Origin of the sequence: Arthrobacter sp., assembly GCF_031179385.1 — a bacterium.
GTDB lineage: Bacteria > Actinomycetota > Actinomycetes > Actinomycetales > Micrococcaceae > Arthrobacter_D.
Window position 1 is genome coordinate 1 of record NZ_JAPSHV010000046.1, and the last position, 20,977, is coordinate 20,977.

Genomic DNA, 20,977 nt, shown 5'->3' on the forward strand with positions numbered 1-20,977 from the left:
TGTACGCCACTGCTCCCGTGAGGCCGGCAAGAAGAACATTGCGGCCGGACACCGCCACGAAGACGGCCAGACTGACCGCAAGCACGATCGCCGCCAGCGCCCCGACGGGCAGTCCCATGCCGCCCAGGTACCAGACGTTCGCGTGGAGAGCGGTACCGAAGACAGCGGCGAGGACCCCTGCCACAACGGCAGCTAGAACTCCATGCCATCGGGCGAGGTGAGGAGAAGGCGGAACGACGACGGCGGCCGGGCTGGCGCCGTCGTCGTTCCCCTGCCTTTGTGCGCCCGCAGCTTCGCCGGCAGCCGGCAAGGGACGCCGGTCCCTAGGCGCGTGCGCGGGAACGTGCTGCGCGCAGACGCTCGTTGGCGTCGAGGATGACCTTGCGGATGCGGATGGCTTCCGGGGTGACCTCGACACACTCGTCCTCGCGGGCAAACTCGAGTGATTCCTCAAGCGTGAGCTTGCGCGGAGGCGTGAGGTTCTCGAAGCTGTCCGAGGAAGCAGCACGCATGTTGGTGAGCTTCTTCTCCTTGGTGATATTCACGTCCATGTCATCGGCGCGGGAATTCTCGCCGACGATCATGCCCTCGTACACCTCGGAGGTCGGCTCAACGAAGAATGAACCGCGCTCCTGCAGGTTGATCATCGCGAACGGGGTGACCACGCCGGAGCGGTCCGCGATCATCGAACCGTTGGTGCGGTACTCGATGTCGCCGGCCCACGGCTCATAGCCCTCCGAGTAGGAGGACGCGATGCCGGCACCACGGGTGTCGGTGAGGAAGCGGGTGCGGAAGCCGATGAGGCCGCGGGCGGGAACGATGAACTCCATGCGGACCCAGCCGGTGCCATGGTTCGCCATGTTGGTCATCCGGCCCTTGCGCGCCGCCATGAGCTGGGTGACGCCGCCGAGGTATTCCTCCGGGACGTCGATGGTCATGTGCTCCATCGGCTCGTGGACCTTGCCGTCCACAACCTTGGTGACAACCTGCGGCTTACCGACGGTCAGCTCGAAGCCTTCGCGGCGCATCTGCTCCACGAGGATGGCCAGCGCGAGCTCGCCGCGACCCTGTACTTCCCAGGCGTCCGGACGTGCGGTGGGAAGCACGCGCAGTGAGACGTTACCGATGAGCTCCTTGTCCAGGCGATCCTTCACCTGACGGGCAGTCACCTTGGCGCCCTTGACCTTGCCGGCCAGCGGCGAAGTGTTGATACCAATGGTGACGGAAATAGCCGGGTCATCCACGGTGATCAGCGGCAGCGGCTGCGGGTTGTCGACGTCCGTGAGGGTCTCACCGATGGTGATGTCCTCAATACCGGCAACGGCCACGATCTCGCCGGGGCCTGCAGAGTCAGTGGGCACCCGGTCCAGTGCTTTGGTGGCGAGGAGCTCGGTGATCTTCACCGTCTTGAGCTCACCGTTCTGGCGCGCCCAGGCAACCTGCTGGCCCTTGCGCAGCGTGCCGTTGAAAATACGCAGCAGTGCCAGGCGGCCAAGGAACGGTGAAGCGTCGAGGTTGGTGACGTGCGCCTGCAGGACCCCGGTGGGGTCGTAGCTCGGTGCCGGGATGTGCTCGATGATGGTCTTGAAGAGGGGCTCAAGGTTGTCGTTGTCCGGGGCTGAGCCGTCTGCCGGCTGCTCCAGGGAAGCAGCTCCGACGCGGGCTGCGGCGTAGACAACCGGGACGTTGAGGACGGAATCGAGGTCCAGGTCGGGAACCTCGTCCGACAGGTCGGACGCCAGGCCCAGAAGCAGGTCCATCGACTCGCTCACAACTTCGTCAATACGGGAGTCAGGGCGGTCGGTCTTGTTGACCAGGAGCACGACGGGCAGCTTGGCTGCGAGGGCCTTACGCAGAACGAAGCGGGTCTGCGGCAGCGGACCCTCAGAGGCATCCACCAGCAGTACCACGCCGTCGACCATGGAGAGCCCGCGCTCAACCTCGCCGCCGAAGTCGGCGTGGCCCGGGGTGTCGATGACGTTGATGGTGATGCGCTCACCGTTGGCGGACGGACCCTCGTAGAACACCGTGGTGTTCTTCGCGAGGATGGTGATGCCCTTCTCGCGCTCCAGGTCGCCGGAGTCCATGACACGATCCTCAACCTCACCGTGGGCGGCGAAGGAGTTGGTCTGCTTCAGCATCGCGTCAACGAGCGTCGTCTTGCCATGGTCGACGTGCGCCACGATGGCAACGTTACGAAGGTCACTGCGGATTGCAGTGTTGCTCGTGGATACAGACATGCGGAATGACTCGTTTCTTAGGGGCTGGGTGAGCATCAAGGAAAAATGAAAGCGGGCGGCACAGCGCGCTCTACTACCAGTCTAAGCGTTAGGCAAAAGATGGCCTAACGAGCCTGCTCACCCTGCCCTGGCAGCCCCGCTGCTCACCGACTTAACGAACGACGGCGATGCCTCCCCTGCCGTGGACAAAGAGGGAGGCACCGCCGTCGTGCGTTGGGCGTTTCTACTCGGCCGAGGCCAGCAGGCGTGCGCGGAGCTCACGCCGTTCGCGCTGCTTCTCCGGGTCCGGTAGCGGCACAGCGGCAAGCAGGCGCTGGGTGTACGGGTCCTGCGGGTTTCGAAGGATCTGGTCCCGGGTGCCCTGCTCGACGATCCGGCCGCGGCGCATCACGCAGATGTGGTCGGCGAGGACGTCTACCACCGCGAGGTCGTGGGTCACGAACAGGCAGGCGAATCCCATTTCCTGCTGCAGGTTCTGGAAGAGCTCAAGCACCTTGGCCTGGACGGAAACGTCCAGTGCGGACGTGGGCTCGTCCGCAACCATGAGTTTTGGCTTCAACGACAGCGCACGGGCGATGCCCACGCGCTGCTTCTGTCCGCCCGAGAGCTCGTGCGGGTAACGGTTCCGGTACGAGCGGGGCAGCTCCACCTGGTCCAGCAGCGTCTCGATTCGCTTCTGCAGCTCGGCGCCCTTCGCCTCTCCGGCGAGGAACATCGGTTCGCCGATACTTTCACCGATCGGCAGCCGCGGGTTGAGCGACGAGGACGGATCCTGGAAGACCATGCCCACGTTTTTCCGCACTGCTCCCAGTTCCCGGGAGGTCGGTTTGTAGCCCGAGATATCCGTACCGACAACGCGCATGGATCCCTCTGCCACCGGCAAAAGGCCGACGGCGGCCCGCCCGATAGTGGTCTTGCCGGAGCCGGACTCACCCACCAGACCCATGACTTCGCCGGGCCAAATGGACAGCGTCACATTCTCGACGGCCCGGAACGCCGGCACCCTGCCCTGCTTGGGGTATTCGATCGCAACGTTGACGAGTTCGAGGACTGCGTCTCCCCGGCTCTGCCGCTCTGCAGCGACCTGCTCTTCCAGGCCTGCGAGCACGGCGCGTTCCCGGCGTTCGAGTTCCTCGGCATCCACTCCCACCAGTTCCGAGTGAGTGGCAGCAGCAAGCGCGGCTGTGATGTCGACGTCGTCAGTGCCGCCCTCGGACCCCTGGCCAAGATGTGGCACCGCTGCGAGGAGGTCCTGCGTGTACGGGTGTTCCGGCTCGCGGAAGATCTTCTCGGCCGTGCCCGTCTCCACGATGATCCCCTTGCGCATCACAGCGATGCGGTCAGCCAGGTCGGCAACGACACCCATGTCGTGCGTGATCAGCACGATTGCGCTATCCAGTTTGTTGCGGAGATTGCGCATCAGGTCGAGGATTTCTGCCTGGACCGTAACGTCAAGAGCAGTGGTCGGCTCGTCAGCGATGAGGAGCTTGGGATCGCATGAGAGCGACTGGGCGATCATCGCGCGCTGCCGCTGACCGCCCGAGAGCTGGTGCGGGTAGGAGCGGAACGCCTTTTCCGGATCGGGAAGCTCCACCATCTCCAACAGTTTGAGGGCACGCTCGCGCGCCTCGTCCGGCGATATGGCATTGTGCAACCGCAGCGTTTCCACGATCTGGAACCCGACCGTGTAGACCGGGTTCAGCGCAGTCATCGGCTCCTGGAAGATCACGGCGACGTCATTGCCGCGCACTTCCCGGAGCTTGTTCGCCGAGAGGTTCAGAATCGACCGGCCGTTGAGGATGACCTCGCCGGTGACCCGACTGTTGCTGGGCAAAAGTCCGAGCAGAGCCATTGAGCTTGCGCTCTTGCCGGAACCCGATTCACCGACGATGGCGAGCACTTCACCGGCGTTGACGTGGTAGTTCAGGTCGATTGCAGCGGGAACCCATTCTTTCTCCACGCCGAAGTCGACGCTGAGGTTGCGAACTTCGAGCACCGGCTGACGGGCGGATGGAGGATTTTCCTTGCTCCCGTTGCCTTCAATGATGTCGTTGGTCATAGTGCTGTCCTTCCACTGTGTGACCGGGTGTACGGCGCGGTTGAGCGGACTGTTTGCCCGCTGATTACGGCGCCGACGCTGAATGTTGGAAATATGGAGGTATGAACTCGCCGACCGGTCCCACTCGGACCACCGTCTTTCGTCCCCGCAGCAGCCGTTGGATTCTGGTGATTGCCTGCGTCATCGTGGGCGTGGGGCTCGCGAGCTCCATCGTTTCGTCGGGGCTGGAGGCACTTGCCGCGGCTTCCCCGCTGCTGGCCGTCGCGGCTATCGCCTGGTGGCTGTTCTGGTATCCGGCCGTGATCGTCGGACCGGACGGAGTTCAGCTGCGTAATCCCACCAGGACTGTCGACGTGCCCTGGGCAGGCCTTATTCACGTCGACACAAAGTATGCGCTCAAGCTGATCACGCCCAACGGAAGCTACACCGCTTGGGCAGCCCCCGCCCCCGGAGTCCGAGGAGCACATGCGGGGAAACCTGAGAACATGCAGAACCTGCCGAGCTCCAGTTACGGCGCCGGCGGTAGCGTCCGCCCTGGAGACCTCAGCAACACCGACTCCGGTCTCGCAGCCCTGCTGGTCCGTTCGGAGTGGGAGCGCCAGGTCGAAAAGGGCCTGATCGACGTGGACGCTACAGACTTCGCTCGGGTCGAACGGCGGATCAACTGGCTGCCGCTGAGCGTGGTCGCCGGCCTGCTGCTGCTGAGCGTGTTCACTTTTGCTCTGCAGTGACAGCAGGCCGGCGCCTCGCGTACGGTAGACGCTACGCATCCCCCGGGTACTGAAACTGGTCATCAGGCCGGCTTCTTTGGCTCAGCGGCCTTCTTCGCGTTGAACTTCTTCTGCCGCGGGTCAAAAGCATCGCGGAGACCGTCGCCGATGAAGTTGATCGACAGGCAGATCACGACGATGAACAGACCCGGCCACCAGAACAGCCAGGGACGGGTTGCGAAAGCGGCCTGGTTCTGGCTGATCAGGTTGCCCAGCGAGATGTCCGGCGGCTGGACACCCAGTCCGAGGAAGGACAGACCGGACTCGAGGAGGATCGCTGACGCCATCACGAGGGTGGTGTTCACGATGATGACGCCGACGGCATTCGGCAGGATGTGCTTGAAGATGATCCGCGCGTTCGATGCCCCTGCGATCCGGGCTGCATCGACGAACTCGCGCTCGCGGAGGGAAAGGAACTCGCCGCGGACAAGCCGGGCGAGGCCCGTCCAGATCACCAGACCGATGAAGACTCCGAGCAGGATGATTCCGGCGCTGCCGCCGAAGATCGCGTTGAAGAAGGTGCCCCTACCCGCGAGCTCATTACCCACCGTGCCAAGTACGGCAGCCAGGATCAGCAGGGGGATGATGATAATGACGTCGGTGAGACGCATCAGAACTGCCTCGATCCATCCCCGGAAATAGCCGGATACACCACCGACGACCACTCCGATGACGGCACCGATCGCCCCGATGATGAACATGATGATGAGGGACAGTTGGGCCCCACGCATCGTCATGGCAAACAGGTCGCGTCCTACACGGTCCTGGCCAAACGGGTGATCTCCGAAGTCGAAGGGCAACGTCCAGGTCGGTGCACCGTTCGGGGTTGCCAGGCTGGGTGTCTCGACATAGTTCCATTTCCACCACCCGGGTATGCCGGCATACCCGATGGAAGTAAAGGCCAGCACCACGACCGCGAGGAATACCACCATGCTGATGACCGCCGCGGTGTGCCCCAGGAACCGCTTCCGGACTATTTGTCCCTGGCTGAGTCCCTTCGTCTCGTTCTCGGCAACTTTTGTGCTTTCGCCGATTCGTGTGCTCATGCTTTCACCCTTACGCGCGGATCGAGGACGGAATAGACAAGGTCAGCGACTAGGTTGAAGACCAATGCCAGAATGCCGGTGATGAGGAATACGCCCATGACCGGGTTCAGGTCCACCACGCGCAGTGCACCGACGAAAAGCTGGCCCATACCGCTGAATGCGAATACCTGTTCGGTGATGATTGCTCCGCCAATCAGGCCACCGATGTCGAAGGCAACGAGGGTAGCCAGCGGAATCAGTGCGTTACGGAACGCGTGCCGCATGACCACCGTTCGTTCGCCCAGGCCCTTCGCCCGGGCCGTGCGGATGTAGTCCTGGTTCATGATCTCGAGCATCGAGGCGCGGGAGTACCGGCTGTAACCGGCCAGCGAAATCAGCATCAGGGCAATGGTCGGAAGAAGCAGATGGGTGAAGGTGTCGAGACCAAGAATCCAGAAATCGCCCTGAAGATTCGGAGTTGAGGACCCGATGGTGGCGATTGGACGCCCCCGGATGCGGCTGTTGTCGAAGTAAGCGGGCCAGGCCTGCATAAAGCGGTCAAGAAGGATGAAGAATCCCATGAGGAAGGCGGTCAGCCCGGCCGCGGTCATGTTCTGGCGCCGGTCGTATCCACCCATGAAGTGGCCCACGGCGACACCTACCAGGACGGTAGCGACAGCCAGCAGGAAGATCATCAGACCGGTGGCACGGTCCAGCAACGGCTGAACCGCAAAGTAAGCCACCATGCCGATTCCCACGACAATGAGCGAACTGTACAGAGCCTTGCGGTTCTTCAGGCCGGCGGACAGAAGCGTTACACCGTAGGCGAGACCCACACCGATGATGGCGATGACGACTGGTCCGAATCCTGGGGTAAGGAACCATCCCAATGCATCCAGAGTCCACAGCAGCGCGACTGCGAAAGCAAACCCGACGGCGGCAGTCAGAAGCCGCTTCTTCAGGTTTCCCACCGACACCAGATAGAAGAGGAAAGCGGTGAGTAATCCACACACGATCAGCGCAAACAGTGAGATATCCGGCTCCCGGAGGAAATCGTTGAAGCTGATCGCCCCGTACTCCTTCAACAGAACTGCCACCCAGAAGATCGGTAGTGAGAAGAAGAGGAACGCCATGAAGGTGACGCCGTAGTCCAGCCCACTGTACTGGCGGAGGGCGGTGATGATCCCGAGAGTGATACCGATCAGGATTGCGAGGATGGTCGCAGCGGTGACGAGTAGGATGGTTTGTCCCATCGCCCGTTCAAGGAGCTGCGTTACTTCCGCACCATTGATGGCGTTGCCAAGGTCGCAGGTTGCTGCAAAGGGGACCAGGCAGCCAGCCGCTCCCCCAAGCCATGCGAAGTAGCGCAGGACCGGTGGGACATCGAGGTTCAGCAGATCTGTGCGAAACGCTATGAGTTGGTCCCTGTTCGGCGCGTTGCTTTCCCTAAGATCCGCGAGTGGATCGCCTGACACCGCTGTCAGGACGTATACGAGAAAAGACGCGCCAAGAAGTATGAGTACAGCGACGATCAGCCGCCGAACGATATACGTCAGCATTATTTGTCAGCCTCAGAGTTGAGCGTCCGGGATCTCCCCGGTTGGACCCGGACGGAGCCGGGAGGTCATAAACGAGCGTAATTCAGGTCACGTTGAACGGAAATTTGGGCTTTCCCAATCAGTGTGCGTGGCTCGAATTCGCCTGAAACGTCAGGAAGCGCCGGAGCACGTAGTGACCCCGGCGCTTCCTGATCTCAGTTTCGAACGGTTATATCGCCGTCAGCGATTACTCCGCTACGGTCCACTCCCAGTAGTTCCACCAGATGCCGTCCTGGTTGGACATGTACTCGGTTCCTTCGATGCGATCGCTCACACCGTTGATACCGACAGACTGGAACAGCGGCAGGCCGAAGCCGGTCTCGTAGAGACGGGTGTCGACGAGAGTCTGCAGTTCCTGCTGCTCGGCCGGATCGGTGGTCAGGATCAGCTCATCCATGGCCTCCTGCGCCTCTTCATCACACCACTGAACGTAGTTCGAGGCGGAGCCGCAACCGTAGAGCTGCGGTACACCGGTCACGCCGACACCAGGGCTGATCCAGCCGAAGATGGTGGCGTCCCAACGGGCGCCGCCTTCTTCAAGCGCGGGTCCCCACTCAGCGCCGGGGAGACCGACGTCAACAACCCGGAAACCGGCCTGCTCGGCACTCTCGGCGATAAGGGTGTAAGCATCGACGCGGTTCGGATTCTCTGCGTTGTACATGATGCGAACTTCAGGAGTTGCACCATCGAGCAGTTCCTTGGCGCCCTCGATATCAACTTCGGCGTACTCGGACGATCCGTTTTCTTCGACTGCCGCCAGGTAAGGTTCGGTGCCGAAGTCGAAGATCTGGGACATGCGGGGACCGGACTCCGGATCAAGCGGACGAATCGTTGCATCAACAATCTGCTCAAGCGGAACGGTCTTCATGAAGGCCTTGCGGACGTTCTCGTCAGCAAAGACTCCACCCTCCTGGTACAGGTCCAGGTGGTCGAAGGAGAGCTCAGGGCCCTGCAGGATTTCGACACCGTCGATGGCTTCCAGCGACGTCAGCGTGTCAGCCGAAGCCTGAGGCTGGATGATGTCGACTTCACCGTTCTGAAGAGCCTGAACCTGTGCGTTCGCATCACCGATGTAACGGATGGTGATTTCGTCGATTGCAGGGATCGGTCCCCAGTTGTAGTCCTCGTTGCGAACCAGGGTCATCGACTGATCCGGCACCATCTCGGAAACGACGTAAGGACCGTTCGAGAGATAGAGAGCCGGGTCGCTCGGGAGGCTCGTGGAGTCAAAGCCCGTGTTCCAGAAATCCGCGATAGCGGAGATCTCCGGACGTTCCTGCGGATTCTCAGGATCCCCTTCCGGTGCGTTCTGGATCGCTTCGATGAGGGCATCACCGTCAGCGAGGCCCGCATTGGTAGCGACGACATGCGCCGGGGTGTCGGTGACGCCGAAGGCGATCTCCCAGTCCGCGTAGGGCTCGGAGTAGACCAGAGTGATCGAGCGTCCGTCTTCACCCAGCTCGGGCATCTCTGTCAGGTCGAGGCCGGCGGTTGAGGCAGCGGAGAAGTAGGTGGTTCCGGTTTCGTCGCCTTCCACCTCAGGGTCCGGGTCTGATTCGTCGTCGAAGTATGCCGAGGTGGATGCCCAGGAAAGGAGCAGGTCATCTGCATCCACCGGCTCACCGTCAGACCAGGTAACGCCTTCGTTAACCGTGTACGTGACTGTGAGCGGATCCTCAGAGACAACCTCGTAGGTTCCGAACTCCTCGCGCGGAACTACTTCGAGGTCGCTGTTGATGTAGTTGAAGTCATTCGTTGTGAGCAGCGCCACCTTGTTGTTGATATCAACATTGCCTACGGCGGTGTCGGAGTTGAACGAGCTGAACGGGTTGACTTCGGCAACGGTGACTGTGCCACCGGAAGCTTCGCCCCCGCCCCCTGTGCCCGGATCTTCGCCGCCGCCGCTCTCGGCGCAGGCGCTCAGTGCAAGTGCAGCAACTGCTGCCACACCTACGGCTTTGGAAGTACGTCCGAAACGCATTCCGCCTCCTTGTTTCATGTTGTGGAAGATGTCCTTCATGGTTTTACAAAGGACTGACACGCACTTTGATGGTCAAAGTGGCGTGCCTCACATGAAGAAAAGCTTAGGCGGTATTTGTTACCGGTAGGTATCCAAAGGGAAGGGTGGTGACGGTTGTTACCGAGATGCAACCAAATTTGCTTACGTGGGCACAGTAAAGAAACGGCCGCCTGGGTTGGGACGTCCCGTGATCCAAGCAGTTCCGGGGCAGAAAGCCCCTAGACGTTGAAGCGGAACTCCACAACGTCGCCGTCGGCCATGACGTATTCCTTGCCTTCAATCCGTACCTTGCCGCGGGACTTGGCTTCGGCCATGGAACCAGCAGCCACCAGATCCTGGAAGGAGACAACCTCAGCCTTGATGAAACCCCTCTGAAAGTCAGAGTGAATCACGCCTGCCGCCTCCGGTGCGGTGGCGCCCTTGCGGATGGTCCAGGCGCGGGCTTCCTTCGGACCGGCAGTCAGATAGGTTTGCAGCCCAAGCGTGTGGAAGCCGACTCGGGCGAGCTGGTCGAGGCCGGATTCTTCCTGGCCGTTCATCTCCAGCATCTCCCGCGCTTCCTCGGGATCGAGCTCGACCAGGTCTGCCTCGAGCTTGGCGTCAAGGAAAATGCAGTCCGCGGGTTCGACCAGCGCACGGAGTTCGCTCTGACGCTCCTCGTTCCCCAGCACCGAGTCGTCAGCGTTGAACACATAGATGAAAGGCTTGGCCGTAAGGAGGCTCAGCTCTCGAAGGTGCTCCATCTCCAGCTTGTCTTTGGCGATGGAAGAGAAGATGGTGTCGCCGCGCTCAAGAACAGCCTGCGCCGCCTGCATCGCGGAAAGCTGCGCGGCCTCGCGCTTCTTGATCTTGACTTCCTTTTCCACGCGCGGAATCGCCTTCTCAAGCGTCTGAAGGTCGGCGAGAATCAGTTCCGTGTTGATGGTCTCCATGTCCGAGACAGGGTTCACCGCACCGTCCACATGCACGACGTCGGGATCATCAAACACGCGCACTACCTGGGCGATCGCTTCAGCCTCCCGAATATTTGCGAGGAACTGGTTACCGAGCCCTTCCCCTTCCGAGGCGCCCTTGACGATCCCCGCGATATCCACGAACGAGACCGTTGCCGGCAGCACCCGCTGTGAACTGAACAATTCAGCAAGCTGCCCGAGGCGCGGATCCGGCAGGTTCACTACTCCAACGTTGGGCTCGATCGTTGCGAACGGGTAGTTCGCAGCCAGGACGCTGTTCCTGGTGAGAGCGTTGAAGAGGGTTGATTTGCCGACGTTGGGCAGTCCGACGATGCCAATAGTAAGAGCCACGGGATAACAGTCTACCGTCGCGTTGCCGCACGCGGCGCGCCCGCTCCCGGCCCCGGGCTCTCCGAAAATGTCAGAGGCGCCTGCGAAGGTTGAATCATGGACGGATTCACTCTTCTCTTCGTAGTTCTTGCCGCGGTAATTGGTCTCATTGTCGGAGCAGGTGTCGCAGTTGCGCTGATCCGACCGGTCCTTACGGGGCTGCGGAATGAAGTGGACGACGCCGGTACCCGGCTGGGTACTGCCGTTTCCGCCCGCGCGGCTGCTGAGGCGGAAAACAGGATCCTGCAGGCGCAGAACAGGCAGCTTATGGAACAGTCCGGTCATGATCAGTCGGTTCTGCGTGCCATCGCTCCGCTCGCCGACAAACTCGGCCAGGTCCAGGCCCATGTGGGCCAACTGGAGCGGGAGCGCGCCCAGCAATTTGGGCAGCTTGCCCAGCAGTTGCAGGAAGCACAGCTGTCCGATTCGAAGCTGCTGTCCACTACCCATTCGCTTGCCTCTGCCCTGCGCAGCACCACAACCCGCGGCCAGTGGGGCGAGGTGCAGTTGAGGCGAATCGTCGAATCCGCGGGCATGCTTCCCCGGGTGGACTTCCATGAACAGGCCACGCTCACCATTGCCTCCCGGGAGGGGGCATCGAACACCGCCCGCCCGGACATGATCATCCAACTACCGGGCAACAAGCAGATCGTCGTGGATTCCAAGGTACCCCTGGACGCTTATCTGGAGGCCCAGTCCCACCCGTCGACAGACGATCAGGGGCAAGGCGCCTTCGAGGAAGGTCGCCGTCGGGAGCTACTGTCCCAGCATGTGAAAGCAGTCAGGGCCCACGTGGACGCACTCGCGCGGAAGAAGTACTGGGAGGGCACTGACAACTCCCCCGACCTTGTCGTGTGCTTCATACCGCTTGAGTCCGTGCTGTCCAGCGCGCTGCAAACGGATCCTGGCCTTCTGGACTATGCCTTCAGCCGCAATGTGGTGCTGGCTTCCCCCGTTTCCTTGCTCGCCATCCTGAAGGGCGTTGCATTCAGCTGGCGCCAGGACGTCCTGACCGAGAACGCCAAGGAACTGTACGACCTCTCACGGGAGCTGTACGAGCGGTTGGGCACCATGGGTTCACACATCACGCGCCTCGGCACTTCGCTCAAGAGCTCAGTGGAAAAGTACAACTCGTTCGTCGGCACCCTCGAGTCGAGAGTGTTGCCGACCGCCCGCAGAATCAACGCTTTCGAGACCGATGACCAGGATCCCGGGCTCACAACGAAGGCGGTGGAGACGACGCCGCGCCTGCTCAGTGCACCGGAACTCATTGACTCCCGGTCCGAGGCGGCGCCTGTGGAGCAATCTGCATAAGGGAGCCGCGTCAGCGATAACTCACAGAGATGAACTCAGGAGGTGGGGCGCTGCCCGCGTCCTCCCAGTCCACTGGAGGGGTCACCCATGGCCTTCAACGCTGCACGTATTTCCTTCGGAAGCGAGAAGATGATGTCTTCCTCCGCGGTGACTACTTCCTCGACATCCGCGTATCCGTAATCGGCAAGCAGACGAAGCACGTCCTTCACCAGGTTCTCCGGTACGGAGGCACCGGACGTCACACCGACGGTGGACACTCCTTCGAACCAGGATTCATCCACCTCATTGGCGAAGTCCACCCGGTGTGATGCCTTTGCCCCATATTCAAGCGCCACTTCGACAAGACGCACCGAGTTGGAGGAGTTCGCCGAGCCCACAACGATCACGAGATCCGCTTCGGGTGCAATCTTCTTGATCGCCGCCTGGCGATTTGAGGTTGCATAGCAGATGTCGTCGCTTGGCGGATCCTGCAGGGTGGGGAACCGCTTTTTCAGCAGCGCCACAGTCTCCATCGTTTCGTCAACGCTGAGCGTCGTCTGCGACAGCCAAATCACCTTGCTCGGGTCACGGACCGTCACAGAGTCAACGTCCTCCGGGCCGTTCACAATCTGGATATGGTCGGGCGCTTCACCGGCGGTTCCTTCTACTTCCTCGTGCCCGTCGTGGCCGATCAGGAGGATGTCAAAATCATCGCGCGCAAAGCGCACTGCTTCACGGTGGACCTTTGTCACCAGAGGGCAGGTTGCGTCGATGGTCCGGAGATTCCGCTCCTCTGCGGACTGGACCACCGCAGGAGAAACACCGTGTGCGGAAAACACCACCAGCGCGCCTTCAGGAACTTCATCTGTGTCCTCGACGAAGACCGCGCCCTTCTCCTCAAGCGTCGACACCACGTGCAGGTTGTGAACGATCTGCTTCCGCACATAAACCGGCGGGCCATAGTGGGCCAGTGCCTTCTCAACAGCGATAACGGCCCGATCCACGCCGGCACAGTACCCCCGAGGAGCCGCAAGAAGAACTCTCCGAGTTCCCGCAACCGGCGCAGCGGCGTGTACCTCTTCCGGTGAGCGACGCTTGCGGGGCACCATCGGCATAGGCACGGATACGGCTGTTAAAGACATAACTCCATGCTAACGGCCCGGACTCACCGGTTCGGCGGGCGCGCGGGCCTGTCCGCTGAGAGCCGAGCGTGGTCGGCTCTCAGCACGGTCTATCTTCGGGAGCCACTCAACAGACGGCCCACAGTGCCCGCAACCGTCAACAGGATTCCCGCGGCAACGGCTGCCAGACACCACTCCTGGAAGTCAGTTGCAGCCCGTGTAACGAGAGCAACCATGAACACGTCCGCCACGGCTCCTCCCACGGCAACCCGGTCCACAGAAACAGGAGCCAAGCCGGCGGCGAGCCACAGCGCCGCCCCGATCATCAACACCCCGAGACCGAGCAATGCAGTCGTCGTGCTCCGACGGCGGGCGAGCGCGAGGGCGATGACTGCGCCAACGCCAGCGGCGAGAGCAAGCACCGGCCACAGCGCCGCGGCTGTCTCCATGCGATCGACGACGTCGAATCGGTCCGTTCCGCCGACCGCTACAGGCACCTGTTCAGGAACAGGCACGTCGACCCCGAACTGTCCGCCGATCTCGGAGCTCACCAGACCCACCAACGGTGCGACGTCGAGCGTAAACAATGCCCGTCCCGCGGGGTCGTTCGGCGGCTGAGCCTCAGCCGTGAACGTCAGGTCATGCGAGCGTCCAAGGGTCTCCTGCCACGCCTCTGTGAAGCCGGGCAATTGGGTGATGCCCAGCGCGACATCCCTCACGACAGGTCGGGCTGCTTCCGCCATCTCCGGCGGGAGTTCGACGCCCGAGATGCTCTCTTCGGACAGCGCGTCGGCGAGGGCGCCCGTGAACTCCGGGTTACTGGCGAGCGGCGACGTCAGTTGAACGAACCCCTCCTCTGCAGCCACGTTCAAGGCGACCCACGCACTCGGCAGCGCCACCGCACCGAACAGGAGGGCTAACAGGGCAAAGAAGGCCGAACCGGCGGTTCTCATCGGCTCCCGTTCCGTTGATCGACAATTCTTCGATTATGACCCCTGCTTACCTCGCCGCAGCACCCGCCCTATGCCGCCTGCCTTGTGGCGCTCTGCTCCTGCACATGCGGCCGTCCGGTGCCACCGTTGTCAGGGGTACCTGATAAACATTAACTAGTGATGAAGCCCCGCAGCCGGCGGCGCTGCGAGAAGCAGCGTTCGTGAACTCGGACTGCAAAGCGGGTTGTTTCGGGAGGATGCGGTATTTGATGAACCACGACGGCGCTTTCTTGGGCACCGTGGTCGCAGCCGGCCCGCCTAACCCCGGGGACCCATCCACACTCCCTGAGACAGCAGCTGAGACATCCGCTGAGCGCCCATGGCCGCTCCACGTGCTCTCGGAGAAGTTGAAGGCCCACATTGAGCGCGCTCCCGCCGCCTGGGTTGAGGGTCAGGTCATTGAGCTGAACAAACGTGGGACCATGTGCTTCGTCACCCTTCGTGATGTTGACGCGGAGATATCACTGTCCTTGACGGTCTGGGGAACGGTGATGGACCGGCTCGCGATGCCGTTGGAGCGCGGATCGCGGGTTGTCGCCCGGCTCAAGGCGGATTTCTGGGTCAAGACGGGACGCCTGTCCATGCAGGCGTGGGATATTCGCCCGGTCGGTCTGGGCGATTTGCTCGCCCGGATCGAGCGCCTCCGTCAGGATCTGGCGGCTGAAGGGCTTTTCGCTGCGCATCGCAAACGCCCCCTACCGGCTTTGCCTCACCGTATCGGCCTCATCACCGGGCGGGATTCCGACGCCGAGAAAGATGTCCTTCGGAACGCCCGTTTACGCTGGCCTGCGGTCGATTTTGAAATACGTGAAGTCGCCGTGCAGGGCGTCAATGCCGTCTCGCAGGTGCGCTCGGCGCTGCTCGAACTCGACCGGATGCCGGAGGTGGATGTCATCATCATCGCCCGTGGCGGCGGTTCGCTCGAGGATCTTCTTCCATTCAGCAACGAGGACCTCGTACGCGCTGTGGCTGCCGCCACCACTCCGGTGGTCAGCGCTATCGGGCATGAGGCAGACCATCCCCTGCTCGACGACGTCGCCGACCTCCGTGCTTCCACTCCCACGGACGCTGCCAAGCGGGTTGTCCCCGACGTCTCCGAGGAGCTGCAGCGTATCCGTCAGGCGAGGGGGCAATTGCGGCGGTGCGTCGACCAATTGATGACCCGCGAGACAGAGCGGTTGGCTCATCTGAAGTCCCGTCCGGTCCTGGCCCAGCCCAGCGGAATGGTGACTGTCCGCCACGATGACCTCGTGCGGCTGCGCAACCGCAGCACGATGGCGATTGAAGGTGCTTTGGCCAGGGAATCGGACCGTGTAGCGCACCTGCGGGCCCACGTCCGGTCGCTTTCGCCGCAGAACACGCTCGACCGCGGGTACGCAGTCGTTCAGAACGAGGCCGGAGAAGTTGTGCGAGATCCAAACCAGGCACCGCAGGATTCCCTTCTACGCATCAGGGTCGCAGGCGGTAGATTCAACGCCCGTTCAGCGTCCAACAGCAATTCGCACGAGAGTGAGGACCAGATATGAGCGAGAATGCAGCCAACGCCGCTGCAGCGTCGGTAGACGTGTCGGAGCTGAGTTATGAGGACGCGAGGGAGCAGTTGGTCAAGGTGGTCAGCCAACTGGAAGCCGGCGGCGTAAGCCTTGAGCAGTCTCTGGCACTTTGGGAGCGCGGCGAAGCCCTCGCGGATCACTGCGAGCAATGGCTGGAGGGAGCGCGTAAGCGCCTCGCCGCGTCCCGTGACCAGGCAGATTCGCCCGCCGCGCCTCAGAGCTAACCGCCAGGTCCATAGCTGGCCGTCAGGTGGCTGCGAGCTTCGCTTTCTCCCCTGCCACGTCGAATGTGGCTTTGGGCCAGCTCAGCTGCATTCCCGCCAGTGTGTCACTCAGCAACTGCTGGACGGCGATCCGGGCGTACCACTTACGATCCGCCGGAACCACGAACCAAGGCGTGTCCGGGGTGCTTGTCCGCTCAATGGCTATCTGGTAAGCCTGCTGGTAGTCGTCCCAGAGGGCGCGCTCGGCAAGATCTCCGGGATTGTATTTCCAGTGTTTGTCCTTACGCTCCAGCCGCTCCGTCAGGCGCTTCTTCTGCTCATCTTTGCTCAGATGCAGCATCACCTTGATGATCCGCGTCCCCGAATCGACCAGACCGGCCTCAAACTCCCGGATCTTCCCGTACCGCTCGTTCAGCACCTCGGGTTCAGCCAGCTTACGCACCCGGTGAATCAGGACGTCTTCGTAATGCGACCGGTCGAACACACCGATCATCCCCGGACCGGGAAGCTCTTTCCGGATTCTCCACAGGAAGTCATGCTTCTGCTCCGCCACCGTAGGCGCCTTGAAGGCGTGATGCTGAACCCCCTGGGGATCCACTGCACCCACGACATGCCGGACGACGCCGCCCTTCCCCGCAGTGTCCATGGCCTGCAGGATCAACAGCACTGAGATCTCGCTGCCGAAGCGGCTCTCAGCGAAAAGTTTTTCCTGCAGCTCGGACAGCCGGTCCGTGCCCGCCGCGAGCCGAGCCTTCCCTTCCTGCTTCCCGCCAGTGAAACCGGGAGTCGACGCAGGGTCGATTCGTGCAAGATCGAAATCGGGCCCCGCAAGCAGCGACTGCGTGGGAGAGACACTGAAATTGGGAGCAGTGTGCATGGAACCTCCTCGTTCGGGCACCGCCAGGGCGCAGGTCAGGGCTTGTAGGTGCTCAGGAATTCCGCCAGTCGTCCGATTGCGTCCTCGATGTCCTTGACGCTCGGCAGAGTGACCATCCGGAAGTGATCCGGATTGATCCAGTTGAATGCGGTGCCGTGTGAGATCAGAATCTTCTGCTGCTTGAGAAGGTCCAGCGCGAACTGCTCGTCGTCCTTGATCGGATAAACATCAGGATCCAGACGCGGGAAAAGGTAGAGGGCTCCCTTGGCCAGTTCGCAGGACACGCCGGGGATGGCGTTGAGCAGCTCGTATGCCTTGTCCCGCTGCTGGCGAAGGCGTCCACCAGGCAGGATCAGGTCGTTGATGCTCTGGTAACCACCAAGCGCGGTCTGAATTGCGTGCTGAGCGGGGACGTTGGCGCAGAGACGCATATTCGCCAGCAGGTTGATGCCTTCGATGTAGTCAGCGGCACGGTGCTTCGGCCCGGAAATGGCCATCCACCCGCTGCGGAAGCCGGCAATGCGGTAGGCCTTCGACAGCCCGCTGAAGGTCAAACACAGCACGTCGTCACCGGTGACGGACGCAGCATTCACATGCACGGCGTCGTCGTACAGAATCTTTTCGTAAATCTCATCGGCGAAGATGATGAGGTCATGGCGGCGGGCGAGATCCACGATCTGCTTGATCACAGAACGCGGGTAAACGGCCCCGGTGGGATTGTTCGGATTGATCAGCACGATGCCCCGAGTCTGCGGGGTAATCTTCGACTCGATGTCCTCGACATCAGGCCACCAGGAATTGCTTTCGTCGCACAGGTAGTGGACGGCGGTGCCTCCGGCGAGGCTCACTGACGCAGTCCAGAGCGGGTAGTCCGGCGTAGGTACCAGGATCTCTTCACCGTTGTTCAGCAAGGCCTGCAGTGACAGGGTGATCAGCTCGCTGACGCCGTTGCCCAGGTAGACGTCATCCACATCGATGTTCTGGATGCCGCGGCTCTGGTAGTACTGGACCACTGCCGTGCGGGCGGAGAAAATTCCGCGTGAATCGCTGTATCCCTGGGCCTTGGGGAGGTGCCGGATCATGTCGACGAGGATGGCATCGGGCGCCTCGAACCCGAAAGGCGCCGGGTTGCCGATGTTCAGCTTAAGGATGCGGTGGCCTTCCGCCTCCATGCGCTTGGCGTGCTCAAGCAACGGCCCCCTGATGTCGTAGAGGACGTTGTGCAGCTTGTCTGATTGCTTGAATTCGGCCATTAACAAAGAATGCCATAGCCCGGGCCCGCGCCCCTGCATTGTGATCAAGGCAACTGAGCGGACCCGGGCTGAAGGGCGTTACTCGCCTGCCAAGCCGTTTTCCTCGAGCCAGTCGGCGGCGGCGTCAGCGGGGTTACGCTTCTCATCCCCGCTGACCTCGCGGTTGAGGTCGATGAGGTGCTCCGTGGTGAGGACGCTGGAAACCTCGTTGAGGACGGCCTGCGCGTCTTCGCCGACGGTGTCCAGGTTCACGAGTGGCAGGACCTGCTGGGCGATGAAGTTGTTGGCCGGGTCTTCGAGCACCACCAGATCGTTGTCAGCGATTGACGGTGTGGTGGTGAAGATGTCCGCCACCTGGATGGTGTCATTCAGGAGCGCCTCAAGCGTCACAGGACCACCGCCGTCGTTGATGGCTTCGAAGGACTTCGGGACGCACCCGTAGTTCTCCTCAAGTCCGGGCAGACCGTACGCCCGTTCGGCGAACGTGGCCGGGGCGCCAATGACCAGTTCGTCGCACACCTCAGCCATGTCCTCGAGCGAGGTCAATCCGTACTTCTCGGCGGTGGCGGCGGTGACCACCATGGCGTCCTTGTCTTCAGCCTCGGAAGGCTCAAGCACCCCGAGGTTGACGTCCGGGGACTCAGCCGCGAGCGCATCCGGCAGCGCCGCTACGATGTCCTCCGCGGACTCCGCGGTTGCCTCGGAATCGAGGAACAGCAGCAGGTTGCCGCTGTAGTCGGGAATGATGTCCACCGATCCGTCCACGAGCGCCTGGTAATAAATCTCGCGGGATCCGATGTTGGGCTGGGTGTCCGCCTCGATACCGGCCGCGTTGAGCGCGCCGGCATAGATTTCGGCGATGATCTGGCTCTCCGGGAAGTCAGCAGAACCTACAGTCACCGGCCCGCTGGTGCCCTCTGCGCCTTCACTCTCGGTGCCGCCCTGCGGATCTGAGTTGGCACCGCACGCTGACAGGGCGAGCGCCGCGGTCAGACCTGCGGTGAGGCCGAGCAGGCCACGCCGGAAGCTGCGCGTGGATGAGATGGTCATGGTGTTCCTCCTTGTGAACGTGCGTGGGCTTCCTGCCCACCGGTCTTTGACGGTTCCGCCGGCACGCGGGCTGACCGCAGGCCGGGCGAGACGGCAAATTTTTGTAGCAGCGCCATGACGCCATCGACGGCGATAGCCACGACGGCGATGACGACGGCCCCGCCGAACAGGCGGCCGTTGTCGCGCAACTGGGTGCCCTCGATCAGGAACACTCCGAGCCCGCCGAGATTGATGAAGGCGACGACGGCGGCCGTCGCGACAACCTGCAGCACCGCGGCCCGGAAGCCGCCAAGTATCACCTGCAGCCCGTTCGGCAGTTCGACGCGGAACAGTACCTGCAACTCGTTCATCCCCATACTGCGTGCAGCGTCCACCACCGCCGGATTCACCGACGAGATACCGGCGTACACGCCCGCGAGGATTGGCGGTATGGCGAGCAGCACCAGGGCCCAGATAGGCGGCATGAGCCCAAGGCCGGACAGCAGGACAAACAGGATGAGGACGCCCAGGGTGGGCAACGCACGAAGAATGCCCACGCCGGAGACGATGACGACCCTGCCCTTTCCCGTGTGTCCAACCGCCAGCCCGATCGGCACCGCGATGGCCGCGGCGATGAGAATGGTCAGCCCGGTGTAACCGAGGTGCTCAAGGATTCGTACCGGGATACCGGCCGGTCCGCTCCAGTTCGCGGGGAACGTGAGCCACTCAAACATCTGGACCAGGAGATTGCTGCTGGAATAATCCATCAGGAGGCGCTCCCTGCCGGTGAGGCGTCCACCGAAAGCTGCGTCTCTTTGGTGATGAGCATCGGTTCCGGCGTTCTGACGTTGCGTGCCCATGGCGTAAGCACCCGTTCAAGCGCCACGAGCATCAGGTCCATGACGAGCGCCAGTACCAGGGTCACGATAATCCCGATCACTATTTCGGTGGGGAACGACCGGAACAGCCCGTCGGTGAACAGGGTTCCCAGGCTCGGAAGCCCAATCAGCGCACCCACGCTGACGAGCGAGATGTTCGTGACCGAGATGACCCGCAGACCGGCGAAGAGGACCGGGAGTGAGAGCGGAAGGTCAACCGTAAGAAAACGGCGCAGCGGCGTGAATCCCATCGCTACTGCTGCCTGCCGCACGCCGTCGTCAATCGAATTGAGCGCATCGAGCGTTGATCGCACCAGCAGCGCAACCGCATAGATGGTCAGTGCGACGATGACGTTCAGCATGTCGAGAACCTTGGTGCCGAGAATCAGCGGAAGCAACACGAACATCGCAAGCGAGGGCACTGTGTACAGCAGTGCCGACGTGGTGAGGATGATGCCGCGAAGGGGTTTGCTCAGCCGGGCAGCCTGCGCCACCGGGATCGCGATGGCGACGCCGAACACCAGCGGAAGGACTGCCTGAATCAGGTGGTATCCGGTCAGTTCTGCAACGTAGGAGAAATTGTCAATGAACCACTCCACGTCAGACCGCCGTGTTGTGGTCAGCCCGGCCGCGGTCGAGGCGTGCTTCCTCGATGAGCTCAAGCACTTCGGCAGCCTCGACCACGCCGATCACGCGACCGTC

Annotated in this window: 17 protein-coding genes and 1 pseudogene; 4 read left to right on the plus strand and 14 right to left on the minus strand. The window is 62.1% G+C overall.

All coding sequences use genetic code 11. The annotated features are described in order from the left end of the window. The 3 genes and pseudogenes from RIF85_RS08420 to RIF85_RS08430 form a co-directional block, all read right to left on the minus strand. Positions 1-310 (minus strand): annotated as a pseudogene (locus tag RIF85_RS08420) (hypothetical protein); the annotation flags it as partial. 13 nt (positions 311-323) lie between these two features. Continuing rightward, positions 324-2,240 (minus strand): translational GTPase TypA, encoded by a 1,917-nt coding sequence (typA, locus tag RIF85_RS08425; RefSeq protein ID WP_309071460.1) that lies wholly within the window; start codon positions 2,238-2,240, stop codon positions 324-326. A gap of 223 nt (positions 2,241-2,463) precedes the next feature. Continuing rightward, complete coding sequence (locus RIF85_RS08430; protein WP_309071461.1) at positions 2,464-4,299, minus strand: ABC transporter ATP-binding protein; 1,836 nt, start codon at positions 4,297-4,299, stop codon at positions 2,464-2,466. Between the two features lie 101 nt (positions 4,300-4,400). Here RIF85_RS08430 and RIF85_RS08435 point away from each other — a divergent pair, with 101 nt between their 5' ends. Continuing rightward, positions 4,401-5,030 (plus strand): PH domain-containing protein, encoded by a 630-nt coding sequence (locus RIF85_RS08435; protein WP_309071462.1) that lies wholly within the window; start codon positions 4,401-4,403, stop codon positions 5,028-5,030. A 62-nt stretch (positions 5,031-5,092) separates the two neighbouring features. Here the strand turns inward: RIF85_RS08435 and RIF85_RS08440 are convergent, their stop codons facing one another. The 4 genes from RIF85_RS08440 to ychF form a co-directional block, all read right to left on the minus strand. Beyond that, positions 5,093-6,115, minus strand: a complete 1,023-nt coding sequence (locus RIF85_RS08440; protein ID WP_309071463.1) for an ABC transporter permease — start codon at positions 6,113-6,115, stop codon at positions 5,093-5,095. Next, positions 6,112-7,653 carry an ABC transporter permease subunit gene (locus RIF85_RS08445; protein ID WP_309071464.1) on the minus strand — a complete coding sequence of 514 codons (1,542 nt, stop codon included), beginning with the start codon at positions 7,651-7,653 and terminating at the stop codon, positions 6,112-6,114. Before RIF85_RS08445 ends, RIF85_RS08440 begins: the two co-directional genes overlap by 4 nt. A gap of 226 nt (positions 7,654-7,879) precedes the next feature. After that, positions 7,880-9,673, minus strand: coding sequence for an ABC transporter family substrate-binding protein (locus tag RIF85_RS08450; protein WP_309071465.1), 1,794 nt, complete (start codon positions 9,671-9,673; stop codon positions 7,880-7,882). Positions 9,674-9,930: 257 nt separating this feature from the next. After that, positions 9,931-11,016, minus strand: coding sequence for a redox-regulated ATPase YchF (gene ychF / locus RIF85_RS08455; protein ID WP_309071466.1), 1,086 nt, complete (start codon positions 11,014-11,016; stop codon positions 9,931-9,933). A gap of 96 nt (positions 11,017-11,112) precedes the next feature. On the opposite strand from ychF, the gene RIF85_RS08460 reads away from it, so the two are divergent. Then, positions 11,113-12,369, plus strand: coding sequence for a DNA recombination protein RmuC (locus RIF85_RS08460; RefSeq protein ID WP_309071467.1), 1,257 nt, complete (start codon positions 11,113-11,115; stop codon positions 12,367-12,369). Positions 12,370-12,404: 35 nt separating this feature from the next. Here RIF85_RS08460 and RIF85_RS08465 read toward each other — a convergent pair whose 3' ends face one another. Further along, positions 12,405-13,490 (minus strand): 4-hydroxy-3-methylbut-2-enyl diphosphate reductase, encoded by a 1,086-nt coding sequence (locus RIF85_RS08465; RefSeq protein ID WP_309071468.1) that lies wholly within the window; start codon positions 13,488-13,490, stop codon positions 12,405-12,407. An 89-nt stretch (positions 13,491-13,579) separates the two neighbouring features. Then, positions 13,580-14,422 (minus strand): hypothetical protein, encoded by an 843-nt coding sequence (locus RIF85_RS08470; RefSeq protein WP_309071469.1) that lies wholly within the window; start codon positions 14,420-14,422, stop codon positions 13,580-13,582. Between the two features lie 248 nt (positions 14,423-14,670). Between RIF85_RS08470 and xseA the strand changes: the two genes are divergently transcribed. Continuing rightward, positions 14,671-15,987 carry an exodeoxyribonuclease VII large subunit gene (gene xseA / locus RIF85_RS08475; protein WP_309071470.1) on the plus strand — a complete coding sequence of 439 codons (1,317 nt, stop codon included), beginning with the start codon at positions 14,671-14,673 and terminating at the stop codon, positions 15,985-15,987. Further along, positions 15,984-16,238 carry an exodeoxyribonuclease VII small subunit gene (locus RIF85_RS08480; protein WP_309071471.1) on the plus strand — a complete coding sequence of 85 codons (255 nt, stop codon included), beginning with the start codon at positions 15,984-15,986 and terminating at the stop codon, positions 16,236-16,238. The genes xseA and RIF85_RS08480 overlap by 4 nt, the downstream gene beginning before the upstream one ends. Positions 16,239-16,260: 22 nt before the next feature. Here the strand turns inward: RIF85_RS08480 and RIF85_RS08485 are convergent, their stop codons facing one another. The 5 genes from RIF85_RS08485 to RIF85_RS08505 form a co-directional block, all read right to left on the minus strand. After that, positions 16,261-17,115 carry a polyphosphate kinase 2 family protein gene (locus RIF85_RS08485; RefSeq protein ID WP_309071472.1) on the minus strand — a complete coding sequence of 285 codons (855 nt, stop codon included), beginning with the start codon at positions 17,113-17,115 and terminating at the stop codon, positions 16,261-16,263. Between the two features lie 35 nt (positions 17,116-17,150). After that, entirely contained in the window at positions 17,151-18,368 is a 1,218-nt protein-coding gene (locus RIF85_RS08490) for a pyridoxal phosphate-dependent aminotransferase (RefSeq protein ID WP_309071473.1), read from the minus strand. A 78-nt stretch (positions 18,369-18,446) separates the two neighbouring features. Beyond that, entirely contained in the window at positions 18,447-19,418 is a 972-nt protein-coding gene (locus RIF85_RS08495; RefSeq protein WP_309071474.1) for an ABC transporter substrate-binding protein, read from the minus strand. Next, positions 19,415-20,164: an ABC transporter permease gene (locus RIF85_RS08500; RefSeq protein ID WP_309071475.1), complete on the minus strand. Its 750-nt coding sequence runs from the start codon at positions 20,162-20,164 to the stop codon at positions 19,415-19,417. Before RIF85_RS08500 ends, RIF85_RS08495 begins: the two co-directional genes overlap by 4 nt. Further along, the gene (locus RIF85_RS08505) at positions 20,164-20,874 is read right to left on the minus strand and encodes an ABC transporter permease (protein WP_309071476.1); all 711 of its coding nucleotides are present in this window, start codon (positions 20,872-20,874) and stop codon (positions 20,164-20,166) included. The genes RIF85_RS08500 and RIF85_RS08505 overlap by 1 nt, the downstream gene beginning before the upstream one ends. Positions 20,875-20,977: the final 103 nt, after the last annotated feature.

Bases quoted from the DNA above. Each gene is read 5' to 3' on its own strand.
- RIF85_RS08430 (WP_309071461.1), bottom strand. From the start codon at position 4,299: ATGACCAACGACATCATTGAAGGCAACGGGAGCAAGGAAAATCCTCCA.
- RIF85_RS08450 (WP_309071465.1), bottom strand. From the start codon at position 9,673: ATGCGTTTCGGACGTACTTCCAAAGCCGTAGGTGTGGCAGCAGTTGCT.
- RIF85_RS08465 (WP_309071468.1), bottom strand. From the start codon at position 13,490: ATGTCTTTAACAGCCGTATCCGTGCCTATGCCGATGGTGCCCCGCAAG.
- RIF85_RS08445 (WP_309071464.1), bottom strand. From the start codon at position 7,653: ATGCTGACGTATATCGTTCGGCGGCTGATCGTCGCTGTACTCATACTT.
- RIF85_RS08485 (WP_309071472.1), bottom strand. From the start codon at position 17,115: ATGCACACTGCTCCCAATTTCAGTGTCTCTCCCACGCAGTCGCTGCTT.
- RIF85_RS08460 (WP_309071467.1), top strand. From the start codon at position 11,113: ATGGACGGATTCACTCTTCTCTTCGTAGTTCTTGCCGCGGTAATTGGT.
- xseA (WP_309071470.1), top strand. From the start codon at position 14,671: ATGAACCACGACGGCGCTTTCTTGGGCACCGTGGTCGCAGCCGGCCCG.
- RIF85_RS08480 (WP_309071471.1), top strand. From the start codon at position 15,984: ATGAGCGAGAATGCAGCCAACGCCGCTGCAGCGTCGGTAGACGTGTCG.
- RIF85_RS08435 (WP_309071462.1), top strand. From the start codon at position 4,401: ATGAACTCGCCGACCGGTCCCACTCGGACCACCGTCTTTCGTCCCCGC.
- RIF85_RS08470 (WP_309071469.1), bottom strand. From the start codon at position 14,422: ATGAGAACCGCCGGTTCGGCCTTCTTTGCCCTGTTAGCCCTCCTGTTC.
- RIF85_RS08440 (WP_309071463.1), bottom strand. From the start codon at position 6,115: ATGAGCACACGAATCGGCGAAAGCACAAAAGTTGCCGAGAACGAGACG.
- RIF85_RS08500 (WP_309071475.1), bottom strand. From the start codon at position 20,164: ATGGATTATTCCAGCAGCAATCTCCTGGTCCAGATGTTTGAGTGGCTC.
- RIF85_RS08490 (WP_309071473.1), bottom strand. From the start codon at position 18,368: ATGGCCGAATTCAAGCAATCAGACAAGCTGCACAACGTCCTCTACGAC.
- RIF85_RS08495 (WP_309071474.1), bottom strand. From the start codon at position 19,418: ATGACCATCTCATCCACGCGCAGCTTCCGGCGTGGCCTGCTCGGCCTC.
- typA (WP_309071460.1), bottom strand. From the start codon at position 2,240: ATGTCTGTATCCACGAGCAACACTGCAATCCGCAGTGACCTTCGTAAC.